The sequence below is a fragment of the Desulfovibrio sp. UIB00 genome (genome assembly GCF_022508225.1).
Classification (GTDB): Bacteria; Desulfobacterota; Desulfovibrionia; order Desulfovibrionales; family Desulfovibrionaceae; genus Desulfovibrio.
In genome coordinates, this window is the sequence record NZ_JAETXJ010000011.1 from 15510 (window position 1) to 32917 (window position 17408).

Sequence of the window (17408 nt, forward strand, 5' to 3'; positions counted from 1 at the left end):
ACTGATCTAAATAAAACAATCTACATTTCCCCCTATGAGGATACTCCCATCTGTAAGAGCATATCTTTCACAATTTCCTCTTTATTAGTTTCATTTATCTCCCTAAGAATTCTTGCCTTTATGTAAGGAATTCCATTCGCTCTCGCGATGGATTCAAATTTATCCAGCTTTCCACTAATAAATTTATCGTTAGCTGGCAGCCCCTGCTCACGATCTGGCCATAATTTCTCGTGTATTTTTTTCCAGTTATTTCCTTCTATCGCCATCCGGTAGGCTTTGATTATTATTGTAGTCACGCTATCAACATCATCCCTCTCCAAGTCATCACACTTTTGAAGCATATAACTTCGTGGATCTTGTTTAATCGCGCTTATTGCAATCTCGAGTGATACTTCTTTTTCAATTTCGCTTTCATCAAAGACTAATTTTTCTATATATCTAAAAAATTTCTTCCGTATTTTTCCTTCATCTTCAATGAATTTGAAAAACTTTTTGTACTCTTCATATTCAAAAATAAAAAAATCATCCTCTATCTGCAATGGTTTTAAACATGATTCATCTTCTATATTAAAGTAATCAACTGCATACTGCTGTAAATAAGAATACAAACTATTGATTTTTTGCATATATATATTATTTTTTCGATTAGATTCATCAATAATGATTTTACACAATATGCCTACAAATGGACTCGTAATAATCCGTATGACGTTTTCATCATATTCTGACAAAACATATTTACTGTTTCCAAAGCTGTCTTGAACTTTTTTTATATTCAACTTCGTTATGCAATTCTTTATACCACCACATTGGTAACCATTTAACTCTATGTATTTTAAATCAATTTCACCTTCTTTTTCTTTCAGTTCAAAAAAAATAAGGTCATTATCATAAAGTCTTATTTGATTAACATTTTCACGCCTAAATATGTTATTTACATTATTTTTATTATAATACAACAAATAAACACCATTCATACATCCTATTTCAATCTCATTAATACCATTACGCCACTCATTTTCTATCCTATTAGATTCATTAACAAGAAATTCAATTGATTCATTGCAATTTTTAAAGCTTATTTCATCATTTTTACACTCTTTTATTCTTTTTCCAACATGCAACTTAAAGTTTTCTTTAGTGTTTTTTTCAATTGCAACAATACTAGAACTATTCATTGATTTAATAATAAAGATTATATTTTCTGTGAATTTAAATTTTATATTACACTGGCTCGAAGCAAGAATTGGGCGCCAATCTTCAGAGCAATAAGCTTTCAAACGTCCCTTGTGGCAAAGCTCTGCCAACTTCGAAACAGCGATGCCAAACTTTTCGCAAATCAACCTTCCAGATCGTAAATTCGCAATCCCCATCTGACCAACTCCTACAGTTTGTAATCCCTAGGTAAGCATAGATTCGTATAACTATCCACAACAATACAACAAATAAAAAAAATCCCCAGTTAGTTGGAAAGAAGAATAACAGTGCCGGGTCATTTGTCAGCTGCTAGTATGCAATCAACTTACTTGAAGGAGGTGATTGCAAATGCAGGCAGAAACTCAAGCCAATCAGCCCCGTTGGCTTACTGAAAAACAGGTCGCAATGCTCACAGGCATAAGTTGTTCGTCGCTCCAAAAGCAGCGCTTTAAAGGCACGGGTTTCCCTTATGTGAAAGTCGGCACTCGGCTTGTTCGTTATTCAGAGGCTGACATCGCTAAGTACATGCAGGCGCACAAAATCGAGACGGGCAACTAACCACCCCCTCATCACTACCGGTGGGAATGAGGATGCTTCCAATAACTGTTGCCAAATGAACAGACTGTCAACTATGGGTCAACGCGATTAATCAACAGAGCCTGAAATACTTAAAGCTGGGCTACTCAATATTACATAACACCGTTATCCCGTTAGATGAACGGCCGATCAATCATGCGCCCAATCGCAGCAGCGCTGCCGAGGGCGCTCATAAGGAGATCAACTTTGAACGACCACAACGAAAAAGAACAGGCCTCAATAAGCAGCCATACTGCTCGTGCCGCTGAAACGAGTAAATCCGATTTTGCCACATCCATACGACAAAAAAACGCAACCGGCTTTCTGCCTCTGAAAAAATGGCAAAATGCAAGGCCGTTGCTGACGATTACCGCGCGGGACATCCGGGTCTTGCTATCATGCTGCGTCAGGGTCTGAGCAAATCGCAGTTCACAGAAATCTTGGCGGACCTCTTCATGAAAGACAATCTTACTCCAATGGCCCCGGCATATGAGGTCGTCACTGTGTCTACTGCGATCAAAGCCTTATCACCGTTTGCAGAAAATGACTCAGGGTATGTCCGGGTGGAGTATACTGACGACGGTGCAACCTTAACGCAATACAGCAAGGAGGACTAGGATGAGTACAATCAATGAGACTGGCACCATCCCGAGTCTTGAGGGCAAGACTGTCGATGTGGAAATTCTTCCACTGGAATTTTCGACGACTGGTTTCGGTGCCCCAATTAGCGACACAGTCGAAAAGGTGCTTCTTTCTGCTCTGAAAAATATCGCGGCTACCTCTCGAGAAAAGCTCGATAGGGTGAGTACGATTAGCATTAAGACGAGATATCGGTTTGAGGTTGTCCCTGAGGATTCGGAAATTTCTATTTCCCTGAAGAGCTAACGCCAAGCTACCTGGCGGGAGACTCGCTTCCGCCAGGTGCTTGCAACAAGGAGGAATTTTATGAGTTATGATGGCCTTGTCGATTTCGCCGAGAAAAATGGAGGGGGAGCTAGAATGGGTTTTGGGCCCAATGCTGTCCTCCCGCAAAATAACGTTCCCCTGCCATCTGGACAAAATTTTCTCCGGGCTTCACCTGCACCGAGCAATACGGAGTTTCCCCAGACCGAGTCGCATAGATTTCACTTTCAAGGTCATACCTCTGTGGATCCTCTTGAAGTGTTGGAGCGGGCGAACCGGTGTTGCAAAGCAGCAAAAGAATACAAAAGAAACGCGGAAGAAAATGAGCGCAAAAATCGCATCTACCGATATCAATCGAGGTTAAGTAGGGTTCAAATTACTCCGATCGAAAATTTATCTCTAGACTGGCAGATCCCATTCTCTATGCCACATGGTATACGCACTACCGCAAATTACCTTTCTAGTGTCACTGGCCTGCAGCCTCTTGGAATAGCATATGCCATAATGGGAGCCGTTTCCATTGCAACGTGGGGCAGGGTTTCCATCAAGCTAGATGATTCTTGGTCTGAACCTGCTGTTGATATGTTGCTGCAAGTCTCCAGCGCTGGCACAAGAAAGTCTTCACTTGCAAGCCATCTTCGTGAACCATTCGATCTGTTTTGCGCTCAACTTAACGAAACCCATGAGGAACGCTCAAGGAATGTCAAAGAGAAGAAGCGGCTGACTGCAAAGGCAACGGAACGTCGGTCAAGGACGATAATTGAAGCTGCGCTTAAGGAAGGGGCTGCGATGGGGCAGAAAAACGAGTTGGCTATTCTGCAACGAGCTATTGACGAAGCAGCGCAATTCAATAGCAACCTAGCACAAGCTGTGGAGATTTCCCCTAGGGTCCAGTTATTGGTAGATAAGGCCACACCTTTTCAGCTAGCGGCCACTCTTAGTGAGCAGGGTGAATGTCAAGGGTGTATAACCGCTGAAGGCAATATGGTCATAAGCAAGATGGTTTGTTCGCCAGAGTCTGCAAACCTATTTCTTCGGGGTCACACGCAGGAACCGTACATATACGAAAATGCCAAGAGACAAATCAATTTGACACATCCTGCGTTGCCAATGATCAACCTAGTGCAGCCTGTTGTGGCCTGTAAGTTGTATGGCAACGACACCTTGAATGAAAATGGCGTAACTGCTCGTTTTATACCGTTTTTTCACTCCAGTGTGCAAAATGCCAATTTTGGATTTAATGTGAAAGATTGTCTTACGACATATAGATCAAAGATAACAGACCTCCTCCAAATTTTTCACACGCAAAATAAAAATGCCGACCGCTATGAAGTTGGCGTATCCCCAGAAGCGCTAGAACTTGTGAAAGAATTTGAGCATGATATTCGCATGAACGAGATCCAACGTATGCCTGAAGATGCAGCTCCTTGTATGCTGAAGGCACATGGACAAGCAGTGCGCTTTGCATGGGATATTCATGCATGGAATAACGAGCAACCGCATTTACATCTCATCAGCGCCAAAGAAATGCAGGCAGGGATTGACCTGGTTCGCGCTTCTTTTACGCATATCAATCACGCTTACAGCCCCTCTGGATTGATCGCTTACAGCGTTGCAAGAAGAATCATTGAAAGCTTAATCCATATCAATGATAGCTGGGAACGGGGTAAGCTCATAACGGAGGGGATAGACTCGACAACTCTACAGCAACGCGTTGGAAGTAAGTCTAAAGAGGTAAACAACGCGCTACGGTTACTTGAAGCACATAACTATTTAGCTGTATACGACGATGCCACAAACAATCTGAAGGTCATTCTGCATCACAATTTCTATCGCTGTGCATAATTTTAGAAAAGTGCTTAATTGTCCAATCGCGTACACCAAAAGGCGTCTAGGTTTTTGGCCTAGACGCCTTTTTTGTCTAATTTCCAGGCAAAATCGACGTGTTATTCCTATTTGAAGCTGCCTTATCCACAAACATCGAGGGGCATGACTATGCATAGAGCATAATATTACAATCATTGCGAAAAAGAAACTCGGCATCATTGTCGGCCATCATGAAATAAACTTTGTCGCATAATATATTATGCTGATTTTTATTAATGATATTATTTTTAAGCCCTGCATATACGAATACACCAAATCACAATTACCCCGGAAAATAATAGTATCTTAATAATAAATACAGTCTTAAGTTCATATTTAAAATGAATAAATCAATCATATCCATCAAACAGTCATTAGTAAAAAAAATACATCATTGATCATCTCTTGCTAAAAAGACATGTTACACTTGGATATGCATTACCCAAATGCATATCCAAGTTATTAATTATTTAACAAGATAAATACAATGAACATTTTAAATTTGGATATATACAATGCAAAGCGCCACAACATCAAGTACGTATCGTGGATACACAATCAACACAGGTAAACACAATAATCTTCCATGCAACACTAAAACATTAGATCAACTAACTGACAACATTGAGCACATGACATTAAATCACTCTAAGGTTCTTGCTGTAAGACTTGATATACATTCAGAGAAAAATTCAGGAAGAACACTGACACGAAGAGAAGTCACACGTGCAATTGAAAACACTAAGAGAAATATCAATACAAAGTTTAAATCTTCAAAGAATAAGCCAGATCTCAAAGTCATTGTAGCAACAGAACAAACATCAGCAGAGTCTAACCCGCATTACCATGCCATGATATTTGCCAATGGCAATGCAATACAAAATGGGTACTCAATTTATGCAGAACTTAATGAACAAGTGAAGAACAAGCTTGATACCGATAACGATGGCCTTGTTCATTTTTCTGAGAGTAACGGACGGAAGGGCATAATGATCGATAGGAACTCTGATGATTTTGAACATCAGAAGAATAAAGCAGTTTATGCTGGGAGTTATCTGGCTAAAACAAGATCCAAGGAGCACAATCCCAAAGGGTCAAGAGTGTCATCCTCATCCATGATAAATGATAATATTTATACACAAGAGGCAAATATTAGGTCAAACTAAGACATAATTAAACAGCACAAATAACCACAATCTAAATGCAATAAGCACAATACAACTACGACATCAAAAAAAGACAGCAATCAACATGTAAAAAATGAACGTTTTATAACGTGTACCATATCATTCCCCGAATTGAGTACGTTATCCACTACCCACAGTCGCTAAAGCAATTTTATCAAATTATTTTTTAATGAATCATGTTTAATTACCATTTTCAGCAGATGCCAACGGGACTCAGTTTATTACCTTAGCGTACCTAGACTGCAAAAACTTGATTTCTGCCTCCATTTTTTGCAGCATACAACGCCTTATCGGCCCGCATCAACAAGTCATCGAATTTTTTATCTTTCATAGTGAGCGTTGCAATTCCTATACTTATTGTAAATCTGACAGTAACATTTTCATCGGAAGCAACACAAACATCATTTTGGATATACTCACGTAGACGTTCTGCGATCACAACAGCGCCATTCAAGTCAGTCTCTGGCAATATTATTACAAATTCTTCCCCACCAATACGCCCCACCACATCCTGAATTCTGGTGATGCCTGACATGGCATTGGCAAGAGCCTGGATGGCCCTGTCACCGGTCGGATGCCCCCATTGATCGTTAACAGACTTGAACTTGTCGATATCAATCATTGCTATCGACAATGGCCTTTTATATCTGAGACTGAGTAATACGTTTTGTTCCCCCTCTAAAACCAGTCGACGGCGATTTGCAACACCTGTGAGGTGATCCGTTGTTGCCAATGCGCGAACATCATCCCGTTGCTTTAATGTCAATAAATGAGCGCGCAGTGCAAGCATATACAGCAATATCATGCCAAGAAATCCCCCAAAAAGCTGAAGCACTCGGCTTTTCCATTCATTCAAACTATCATCTAGATCGAAACCTACAACACATAAAAGAGGAATATTCTCTACATTGCTGACACCGTAAGCCCGCATGCGATTATCCAGTGGAGAAATAGCAACAAAGTTCGAAGCAGAACGCGCGTCAGTAATAATTGGCATATTGCTTGATGGTATCGCCGTTTCACCAAGGCTCGCAGAATCCGGGGGATTGAGTGCCAACACTCGAGCATTGCCATCAATCACTGCCAACACATCATGCGGGCTAAGGGGAAAAGACAAAAGCCAATTTTGGAGCTCATCAAAATGGAAAGCTGCCGCAGCACCGCCCAAAAAACGGCCTTCGGATGAAACATGAGATCTGGAGACGAGTATTGCAGGAGTGAGTGAGATGGATTCATCAGCTGGTTGGTACTGAAGGCGCATGCGATCTTCAGTTTTAGGCTGGCGAACCATACAAAATGACAAATTGCCACTCATGCCATTAGGTAACGGTTCTGCCGACACGCGAACCTTACAGTCACTATCAAACAAAAACAGGTTGAAGGCACTGGGTATAGTAGCCATTTTTTTGGCAAGCCAAGGAGTATACCGCTGGCATTCTGGAACATTATCTGCACACGTTACAACTTTCTCTGGTCGGATTTTGTCGAGAATGTCACGAAGGACGTAATCGGCAGATACAACGGTCGTTCCAAACCATTGGCTCATAAATTGACTTTGCTGGGAGGCGAGGTCCAGTTTTTCTTGTATAATCTTGGTTCTCCTCTCAACCAAGTCCAGCCCCAAATCAATAGACACACCAATAATAATCGCAAGTATTGTACCATAAATACAAACCGTTGATAGTTTGGTGTGTCCGAAGTGTGACATAATTGAATCCACCTCAAAAGATTTTCATACAAGCAATCGCATGATTTATTTTATAACTTCAGATGTTAATCAAATTCTCATTCCTTGACTGATATATTTATTTCATAAAAGGTCTATATATTTATTATTACAGAGGTTTATATTTGATATTTATTTTAATACAGTAGTTCCATGGGAAAGAACTCGGTGTGTCTACCGGCCATCACCCCTATTTACATCAGCACTGCAAAATGTTTTTCTGCTTAAACACTTTTCATAAATTGTTACAACATAAAACAAACAAGCAATATAAAGAACGGTGCTAGCGCTTTTCTTGCACCAGTTTGGCCGAGATTTCGCCATTCAGCGAGTGGTCTTCACCAGAAACTGACAGCACAGGGCTACCCTTGGCAAAATTTATTTTGCTGAGGTCTACCCAAAACATATTGGGCGATTCGGCAGCCTGAAAAAAGTAATACAGATTGGTAGAATCGGCCAGCGTAGTCCACAAGGTTGGCCAGGTATCTTCAGACCCAACCATGCTTGATGTATTTTCCGAACCTTTGGGAACAGAGACCGTTTTGGCAATGCCATAAGCCATGGCCAACGCATCGCGCGTATCTTTGGGCGCAGGAGTTGTTTTAAGAAAAGCTGACGCGCGAAGAAACCGGCTTGCAGGGTCAATATCGCCAGGCAATGACTCAGAGCCGCCAAAATACTTGTAGCGCTTCATGTTGTTGAGCTGCCAGGCGAGAGGTGGTTCGTTTGTCATGACATTTGACTCACTCCCATGGTGTACAACCATGGTTCCATCCACAAATTCAATCACGGCCGAGTCGCCCGATGCATCAGAGATTGATATGTGCAGAGGCCAGGTTCGACCGGCCACCTGTTCGGAAACAACCTGTGTCTTATTAAGGGATTCCAGCGCTTCCTTCACAGAGGCCGAGGTATCCAGAAGGAACTGAAGCACCATGGCGTTGGACACACCGGGGCGATTATCGCGAGCTTCATATTTTGTTTCGTGCAGATACAGCAGATTGGCCACAAAGCCTTTTTCATTGATGCCGTCAGAGGTTCCCGCCCCCAGTGAAGACACTGTAACGCTTCCGTACTTTGATATCCAATTATGCGACTGCCCCACCGTAACCGCGCCATTTCTTTCCATGCCTTGCGGATAAACCACAATTTTTGCGTGATCAGGTATGTACAGATCCATGGTACGGGCAACAACATGGTGCGGCCCATGGTTAAACAAAATGCGCGAACAGGCACTGGCAGGCGTGGCATTCAGCCCAAGGCACAAACTGGAGGCGATAACTGCGGCAGCAAGAGCTCGATTTGTAAGCATAACCATCTCCCCGTTAATAGTTTTGCAGCACATCAGCAACTCGCAGAATGCTACCTCACAAGCACTAAAACCAGATGGTCACACGTGTAACCCGTGAGGAAAAAACGCTTTTAGGCATGGTCAGGCGTACACTCGGCAGCCTTTTGTCCGGCCTTAATTTTTTGCGCATACCCAACAACAACCAGGAAAAAGAGCGGGGTAAAATACACGCCAAGGCCAGTCGCAGTCAGCATGCCCGTCATCACCACAGTGCCCAGGGCCTGCTGCGCACCAGCACCAGCCCCAGAGCTTATGGCCAGGGGAATCACGCCAAGAATAAAACAGAGTGAGGTCATGATAATGGGACGCAGGCGCGATTGCGAAGCTTCAAGGGTTGCCTGCATCAGACTTTTTCCAGCCTCGTTCTGAGCCTTGGCAAACTCCACAATCAAAATGGAGTTTTTGGCCGAAAGACCCACAATAGTCAGCAGAGCAATCTGAAAATAGACGTCGTTGTGCAGATTGCGGGCATAAGCCCCGGCAAGCGCGCCAATTACCCCCGTGGGCACTGCCAGCAAGACAGACAGGGGCACGGTCCAGCTTTCGTACAGGGCAGCTAGGCTCAGAAAAACAACAAGCAGCGAAATACTGTACAGCATGGGGGCTTGATTGCCAGAAAGAAGTTCCTGATACGAAAGCCCTGTCCAGGCAACATCAAACCCGGCAGGCAGATCCTTTGCGCTGTTTTCCATGGCCCGCATAGCTTGCCCAGAGCTTTTGCCGCGGGCAGCCTCGCCTTCGATTTTTACCGAAGGCACGCCCTGGTATCTGGTCAGCTTAGGCGATGCTGTAATAGACTTTGCATCAATAAAACTGGAGAAAGGAACCATCTCTCCCTTGAAATTTCTGATATAGTAACGGTTAAAATCTGCAATGCTGGTTCTGAAAGCGGGTTCAGCCTGAAGATAAACCTTCTTCGTGCGCCCCTTATCGATGAAATCGTTGATATACTCACCGCCCCAGTATGCGCCAATGGCATCATTAACCACTGACAGGTCAAGATCCATTGCTCCGATTCTATTGTTATCAATCTGAAGCTGGTACTGTTCGGCATCATCCAGGCCGCTATAGCGGGCGTATGCTATGCCATCCTGCCGCATGGCGCGTTCGAGTAAAGAATCCTTGGCAGCCATAAGCTCTTCATGACCCCGGTTGGCGCGGTCCATAAGCTCCATGTTAAAACCGGTGGAGTTGCCAAGCTCCATAACAGCCGGGGGGGCCATAACGTAAATCTGTGCTTCAGGAATGCTGGAAAACCTGTCGTTGGCACGGGCCAGCAGATCAAAAACACCCTGGCCTGCTCCGCGTTGGCTCCAGTCTTTCAGCTGGGCAAAGGCCATGCCAGAGGCCTGCCCTGTGCCGCTAAATCCCCAGCCCATTACAGTAAACACATTCTGCACGGTGTCTTTTTCTTCCAGACGAAAGTAGTCTTCAATCTGCTCAAGCACCTTGGCGGTGCGCTCAAATGAGGCCCCAGGCGGCAGCTGGATATCCAGAAAAAGCATACCCTGATCTTCGTCCGGCAAAAAAGCGGAAGGCAGGCGCATCATCAAAAAACCGCACAGAGCCAATCCCAGGCCGAAAACAATCACCCAGCGCAGGGGCTTGCGCAGCATGCGGGTAAGGCTGATAATGTACAATCTGGTCAAACGGTCAAACCAGGTATTGAACCGGCCAAAAAAACCGCCGACAGTACCATGATGGTGCGCCCGTAGCATTGTTGAGCACAACGCGGGAATGACCACAATAGCAACAATAACAGAAAGTACCATGGCAGTTACTATGGTGATGGAAAACTGCCTGTAAATCACGCCAGTAGAGCCAGACATAAAGGCCATGGGAACAAAAACGGCAGAGATAACCACAGCCACGCCAACCAGCGCACCTGTTATTTCTGTCATTGAGCGCAAAGAGGCTTCTCGGGGTGAAAGCCCTTCTTCCTTCATTAGCCTTTCAACATTTTCAACAACCACAATGGCGTCGTCCACCAGCAGACCAATGGCCAAAACCATGCCAAACATGGTCAAAGTGTTTATGGAATACCCGGCTGCAGAAAGCACCGCAAATGTGCCCAGCAATACAACTGGCACAGTAACAGTGGGAATAAGCGTTGAACGAAAATTCTGCAAAAACAGAAACATCACAGCCACAACAAGCACAATGGCTTCAATCAGTGTTTTTACAACTGCCTTGATGGATTTTTCAACAATCGGAGCCCTGTCGTCTGCAAAGGCGTAGAGCATTCCATCAGGAAAGAACCGTGCGTTGGAGGCAAGCATTTCCTTGATGGCATTGGTAGTATTGATGACATTGGCCCCAGAAGCCAGCTTGATGGCAACACCCACCGCAGGGTACCCGTTAAAGCGCGACCGAAACATGAAACTTTCTTCATTCAACTCAATACGGGCAACCTGGCTGAGGTAGAGCACAGAGCCGTTGCTTTCTGTTAAAAGCCGTATATTTTCAAACTGTTCAACTGTTTGCAGGCGCGAGGCGGCATTTACCGTGATGCTTATCTCCTGCCCTACCAGGCCTGGGCCATTACCCACCTGTCCACCTGCAATCTGGGCATTCTGCGCCTGAACGGCTGTTATTATATCCTGAGGATTTAAATGGAACTGCTCCATTTTTTCAGGGTCGCACCAAATGCGCATTGCATTTACGCCGCCGTACAGTGTGGTTGAACCAATGCCTTCCACACGATTCAACTGGTCTATAAGATTGCTGCCCACGTAGTCGCTCAGATCGCCAGCGGACATGCTGCCGTCTGTGACGTAAAAGGCAATTGTCATAAACGAATTTTCTACAGCCTTACTGACCTGTAAACCTTGCCGTTGCACGGCCTGAGGCAGCATTGGCATGGCCTGCTGCAGTTTGTTCTGTACCTGCACTTGGGCGATATCTATATCTATGCCCGCATTAAACGTAAAAACAATTTCAACGTTACCATATGAATCGCTTGAAGACCGCATGTAGAGCAGATTATCAACACCTTTCATCTGCTGCTCAATAACCTGGGTAACGCTTTGATCCACAGTAGCCGCAGAAGCACCAGGGTACTGCCCCATAATGGATATCTGCGGAGCGGCAATATCGGGGTAATGGGCAATGGGCAGCGAGCTAAGGGCAAGCCCACCGCACAGCATGATCATGATGGCGATGACACAAGAAAAAATAGGGCGGTTAATAAAGAAAGCAGCCATTTAGTACCTGCCCTGCTGAGGGTTGGCATCTTTCTTTATATTGGCTGCCGAGGCCTGCTCTCCCCTGACCTTCTCAAGGGGCAAGGCTTTTTGAAGCCCTTCAACCACTACGATATCCCCGGCTTCAAGCCCGGATTTGACCAGCCAATAGCCACCATAAGGGCGGTCGAGCACAACATCCTTTTTCACTACGGCAAAAGTCTCGTCCGGGTGTTTTGCACTGGTCTGAACATTCAGTTTTTTTAGAGTGAGCACAAAATGCCCGCCAGACGCCCCAGACAACACGGACCGTTGTGGCAGCAGCAAGGCATTTTCAATAGCACCTTCTTCAATCGATACACGCACATACATACCGGGAAGCAGTAGCCCCTCAGGATTGGGAAATATTGCCCGCAGGTTCACACTGCCCGTGGTCTGAGTCACGCTGATTTCTGAGAACAGCAAGTCACCCAGTATCCATTGTGTAGCTCCGGTAGAATCGGGAGACATGGCATAAGGGCTGCCGTCTTCAAGCGTAAGGCGAGCCCGCGTTGCCGCACTCTTGCCCCAGGCTGAACCAAGCTGGGAAGCAATACGACGTAAACGCAGCATATCTGCGCTTGACTGAGTCATGTCCACATATACACGGTCAATTTGCTGAATGACTGCCAGAGGCGCAGATTGGTTGGCATTAACAAGTGCCCCCGGCGTAACGGACGATCTGCCAATCCGGCCAGATACGGGGGCCTTGATACGGGTGTAGGCAAGATTGATTTCTGCCGTCTCAAGAGCAGCCTTGGCGCGAGCAACTCTCGCCTTTGCGCGTCCATTATCCGCGGTGGAATCTTCAAGTGACTGCTGGCTCACAGCATTGGCAGAAGCCAAAGAACGCACCCGATTTTCTCTTTTTTGTTGAGCCTGTACGCTGATCAAGGCCTCGTCAAGTTCGGCCTTGGCGGTATCGTAGGCAGCCTGGTAGACAGCGGCGTCAAGCTTATACAGCACATCACCCTTTTCTACATCGGCACCTTCTTCAAAAAGCCTTTCCTGAATTATGCCATCAACCTGTGGTCGCACCTCAGCTGTGACCAGTGCCGTTACTCTGCCGGGCAGATCACTTGTCAAAGCAATACGTTCTTTTGAAATCGTTATATATCTAACCAAGGAAATGGTGTTTGAAGACGGATCATTATCAGAGCATCCTGATTGCAAAAAAGAAATACAAAATAAAATAAAGACAATCATGAACTTTTGATGCTTAGGTTTCATGCCGCCCCCTTTTTCTATTATTACTGTGCCATTAAAAAATATATGTGTATAAATTATAATAATAAAAAATACCCATTTATACAATATATTCAAAAAAAAGATAATTTAATTGACAAACCGAATGAGGCAATATCCTCAAAACTAAAAGCCCGCGATTGACCGATCTGTGTTATGCGGAGACTTTTTTGGATGAGCTATTGGCAGATACCACAAGCTCTCTGCCTCGGGCATTACTGACCCGATAATGATGAATGCACACAAAACTTATCCACTACACAGCACCAGCATGGGTATCTGCTGATAACTGAACTTCTGTCCACGGCCTTGCGATTTCTACCCCATGTTCACGCAGGATTTCGGTCACTGCCAGGCGCACCTCTGAAAGAACTGTCTGTTGCGAGCTGACATCAGCAATCCAGACGCGCAGTTTCAAATCGAGCCCCTGTTGCCCAAAGTCATTAAGCACAACAGATGGAGCTGGTTCAGCTAGCACGTCAGCCACACTCAACGCAGCCTGAATCAGCAACGTGGAAACATGACCGACCTCAGAACCATACTTAACGCTGATAGTAATATCCCGGCGCACACTGCGATCCCGGTGGCTCCAGTTAATTATCTGGCTAGAAACAAGGGTTGCGTTAGGAATAAATATTGTCGCATTGTCTGATGTCTGGATTGTCGTGTTAAGCATGCTGACTCTGCGCACGGTGCCGGTTGTATCATTAATCTGTAGCACATCCCCAACTTCAGCCGTTTTACCAAAGATCAATAAGACGCCACTTATAAAATTATTAACTATGTGTTGCAGGCCAAAGCCAATGCCAACTGACAACCCACCGGCAATCACAGCAAAACTTGTAAAAGAAATTCCTAAAATGCATAGCATTGCGACACAATAACCGCCCCACCATGCATAGAAAATAACATTCTGTAATGAGAGAATAGTGCCGGATTCTACACAATAATTATTCTTGCCGTAGACAGTTAAAAGCTCTCGTGAAGCGCGCTCTGCACTTCTGACAAGATAATACCCCAATATCATGAATGTTAGCTTGCCCAAGGTAAGCGAGAACAAGGGTAGCCGCACCTCGTATGACAGCAATGTACCCAGAGCAATTTGCCCCTCAAACTGAACTGACATTAGCCATAAGCACAGAAGGAAACTGCACAAAAATACAAGGGGAAAGCTTGTCCCCGCAACCAGCCCCTTGAAGAATGGCGACCAGATTCGTTGACGGCTTTTTTGCCACACATCCAAAAACTCGCAAAGAGCGTTTGAAAAACGCACACACAAAACAAAATAAAACAAGCAAGAGACAATAAGTATTGTAATTCTACAATATCCATAAATAGACAGCATTGTCAGACTGCCAAGAACGACAATGCTAACCTTATAAATTATGATATCAATTGTTTTTTCTAATGCAGTACTGAAATGATGAAATTTCCATGCTATGAAAACAAGAGAAAAAATTAGAATTGGCTGAACCAATACGTCTGGCACCCTAAGTGAGTTGAGCAACAAACCCAAAGAAAAAATCAACCAGAGAGGCCACCTTGTGGCAGTTTTTGGTTCTGCATGAGATGTTGGGTGAATTGATGTGAAATACTTTGATAAAAAAACAAGGCCCGCAGCAAAAAGTATTTCGGCAAATGACATGACTATGGAAAATACGACTGGCGGCAGCTCGGTGGATGCCCCCATAACGCCTGCGGCGCAACTTGTACAAACTGCAGCCCGAAGCAGCATCAAATTGGAAAACTTGCTGCCTCGTTGTATTTGGCGCAAGCGAAAAAGCAGACTCCAAAATGCACCAACACACATTGCCACACCAACAGCTTTTAGCATGGCTAAAAGAGCATCTGTCATTCCAAGCATATTAGCAGCGATGGTAGCTGTAAATTTAATCCACTTAAGCCATCTTGTTACGCTATAGACAGAAAGTTCCCATACATCAAAGCTAAAATTGAATGAAATTTTATGTGTATAATATCCTATCCAGTTTTTACGTATGCTTTCTGAAATTTTTTTACTTTCACTGTCAATTCGATGCAAAAGCTCTTTTACAGGAGATGTCCCAGATTCAATTATTCTTACGACATTAGAACCTTGTATAATCAGACTATCAATTTCTTTTAAAAACACATTCAGTTTATCTGCTACAGGTGGAAGTCCATCCTCCTGAGATCTAGAAACTATCCGCTCCTTCATTTCCTGCAAATTTAATATATAGCTTGCAAGCTCTTTATTCATGGCTTCAGGATGAACAAGTATCTTTTTTATTTTATCACTAATGCTTGCGTTTGCCTCTAATGCATCACGCAAGTCCCATGGATCTTGCGCTGAACTAAAAAGCAGCACAACCTGATCACGTTTCAGGTTTATATTATTTGCATCGCGTTGCAGGGCAGACATATCCTTGTTTATGCGAGAATCGAGCTCGTTAAGAAGCTTGCTCGCATCTTTAAGCTCTTCCTGAAAAGATTTGATTACTTCTGGGAGAGATACGGATTCTGTATATGACAGTGTAGGAAATATTATTAATGCTGCAATTGCAAAAATTACAACTCTATAAAAAGTATTTTTTTGATTATTATTTCGCAATTTCATTTCTTAAACATCCCATGTCTAAAACAACCATCATAAGCATGTTTAATTTATTGCGTGCTTATGGCAAAGCTAATGATTGCGTTTTTAGTATATAATTGTTTTTAAATTATGCTGTAAACATGCAGACAACAAGAGACAGTTTTTTAATTTTTCTTTTTTACACTATTGCGTTATAAAAAAAATAGCAACAATCTGAGCCAAATGCCGTGGTTACGACTTGCTTCAATATGCCAGAGTGCGGCAAATAAATGCAAATCATTTTCCTTGCCTAACAGACTTTTGCTGTAGCGTAGCGGCTCCATCCATGCAAAACCATTTGCCAAGTACACCAGCAAACGGTATTTTTATCAGATTAGCTACATTGAACCGAGCCCCACAGGAAAAACCTTGCTATGAAGTTCAAAAAAAGCACACACCTATTCCCCACCCCAGCAACCTTCAGCCTATTCCAAAGATCACTGAAGGCCTTGGGCATTAATCTGTCCAAAGGGATTCTGAAATGAAGTGGGGGTTTCAGATCATTGCCCTTTGCAGCATTGTGGTTAGCCTTGGTGCAACGAGCCTGCAAGCCGGTGAAGTTTTTGATCGTGTAAGGCAATCTGGCGAGGTGCGATGCGGGATATCAGATGCCAATCTGCCGGGGCTTGCCATTCTCGAATCTAACGGCAGGTGGACTGGTTTCTGGACAGATATGTGCAGGGCAATCGCTGCTGCCGCTGTGGGTGATCCGGAAGCTGTGCAATTTGTTCCGATAACCGAAAGCACCCGTGCTGCCGCACTTGTTGGCAACGCAATTGATGTCATGTCTTCCAACACTACTTGGACTCTGAGCCGCGAGGCGGGTACAGGTATTCGTTTTACCGAACCTGTGCTTTACGATGGACAGGGCTTTCTTGCTCATGCTGGCTCAGGAGCCACGGATCTCAAGTCGTTTGGCCCTGCCAAGGTCTGTGTACGTGACGGAACAACAACACTGCAAAACATGCAAGAATTGGCCAAGACCACATATCCGGATATCACCCTAATCCCTTTTCAGTCGGCCAAAACTCTGATGGAAGGCTTCTTTCTTCAAAAGTGTGACCTACTGACAGCAGACAGAACTATTTTGGCGACGACCCGCCTGTCGAGCGGAGCACCTAAAGAACATTTTGTATTCCTGCCAGAAGTTGTCTCAAAAGAGCCTCTGAGCTTGTCTGTGCGTGATAATGACCCACAGTGGTTCAACATTGTGCGCTGGTCGATGCTGGTGATGGTTACTGCCGAAGACAAGGGCATCACCTCTTCGAATACTGACAGTTTTGCCAATAGCACTGACCAGGAAATTCGTAGACTACTCGGCCTCGAAGGGGAACTGGGAAAAGCACTGGGCCTGGACAACGCATGGGCAAGGCGAATCATCCACGCTGTTGGCAATTATGGTGAAGTATTTGCCCGCAACCTCGGCCCGGATACGCCGATGGGAATGGAGCGGGGCCAAAACGAACTATGGTCCAGAGGGGGGCTGCTCTACTCTCCCCCAATACGCTAGTGAACCAAACAC

12 protein-coding genes are annotated in these 17408 nt (G+C 44.4%); 6 read left to right on the forward strand and 6 right to left on the reverse strand.

Annotation, left to right across the window (positions count from 1 at the left end):
• Positions 1-32 precede the first annotated feature (32 nt).
• Positions 33-1373 (reverse strand): hypothetical protein, encoded by a 1341-nt coding sequence (locus JMF94_RS13900; protein ID WP_240825833.1) that lies wholly within the window; start codon positions 1371-1373, stop codon positions 33-35.
• Positions 1374-1545: 172 nt separating this feature from the next.
• Here JMF94_RS13900 and JMF94_RS13905 point away from each other — a divergent pair, with 172 nt between their 5' ends.
• From JMF94_RS13905 to JMF94_RS13925, 5 genes are all read left to right on the forward strand, one after another.
• Entirely contained in the window at positions 1546-1755 is a 210-nt protein-coding gene (locus JMF94_RS13905; protein WP_240825835.1) for a helix-turn-helix domain-containing protein, read from the forward strand.
• A gap of 356 nt (positions 1756-2111) precedes the next feature.
• Positions 2112-2390: a hypothetical protein gene (locus JMF94_RS13910; RefSeq protein ID WP_240825836.1), complete on the forward strand. Its 279-nt coding sequence runs from the start codon at positions 2112-2114 to the stop codon at positions 2388-2390.
• A 1-nt stretch (position 2391) separates the two neighbouring features.
• Positions 2392-2658 (forward strand): hypothetical protein, encoded by a 267-nt coding sequence (locus JMF94_RS13915; protein WP_240825837.1) that lies wholly within the window; start codon positions 2392-2394, stop codon positions 2656-2658.
• Between the two features lie 60 nt (positions 2659-2718).
• Complete coding sequence (locus JMF94_RS13920; RefSeq protein WP_240825838.1) at positions 2719-4521, forward strand: DUF3987 domain-containing protein; 1803 nt, start codon at positions 2719-2721, stop codon at positions 4519-4521.
• 536 nt (positions 4522-5057) lie between these two features.
• Positions 5058-5708 carry an inovirus-type Gp2 protein gene (locus JMF94_RS13925; RefSeq protein ID WP_240825839.1) on the forward strand — a complete coding sequence of 217 codons (651 nt, stop codon included), beginning with the start codon at positions 5058-5060 and terminating at the stop codon, positions 5706-5708.
• Between the two features lie 256 nt (positions 5709-5964).
• Here the strand turns inward: JMF94_RS13925 and JMF94_RS13930 are convergent, their stop codons facing one another.
• The 5 genes from JMF94_RS13930 to JMF94_RS13950 all read right to left on the reverse strand — a co-directional run bounded on the left by JMF94_RS13930 (position 5965) and on the right by JMF94_RS13950 (position 15868).
• Complete coding sequence (locus tag JMF94_RS13930; protein ID WP_240825841.1) at positions 5965-7437, reverse strand: diguanylate cyclase; 1473 nt, start codon at positions 7435-7437, stop codon at positions 5965-5967.
• A 301-nt stretch (positions 7438-7738) separates the two neighbouring features.
• Positions 7739-8800, reverse strand: a complete 1062-nt coding sequence (locus tag JMF94_RS13935; RefSeq protein WP_346770026.1) for a linear amide C-N hydrolase — start codon at positions 8798-8800, stop codon at positions 7739-7741.
• Positions 8801-8877: 77 nt separating this feature from the next.
• The gene (locus JMF94_RS13940; protein WP_240825844.1) at positions 8878-12009 is read right to left on the reverse strand and encodes an efflux RND transporter permease subunit; all 3132 of its coding nucleotides are present in this window, start codon (positions 12007-12009) and stop codon (positions 8878-8880) included.
• The gene (locus JMF94_RS13945; RefSeq protein WP_240825845.1) at positions 12010-13257 is read right to left on the reverse strand and encodes an efflux RND transporter periplasmic adaptor subunit; all 1248 of its coding nucleotides are present in this window, start codon (positions 13255-13257) and stop codon (positions 12010-12012) included. It abuts the gene before it with no gap.
• Positions 13258-13528: 271 nt separating this feature from the next.
• Positions 13529-15868 carry a mechanosensitive ion channel domain-containing protein gene (locus tag JMF94_RS13950; protein ID WP_240825846.1) on the reverse strand — a complete coding sequence of 780 codons (2340 nt, stop codon included), beginning with the start codon at positions 15866-15868 and terminating at the stop codon, positions 13529-13531.
• Between the two features lie 499 nt (positions 15869-16367).
• Here JMF94_RS13950 and JMF94_RS13955 point away from each other — a divergent pair, with 499 nt between their 5' ends.
• A complete protein-coding gene (locus tag JMF94_RS13955; protein WP_240825847.1) occupies positions 16368-17396 on the forward strand; it encodes an amino acid ABC transporter substrate-binding protein in 1029 nt (342 codons plus the stop codon).
• Positions 17397-17408 lie beyond the last annotated feature (12 nt).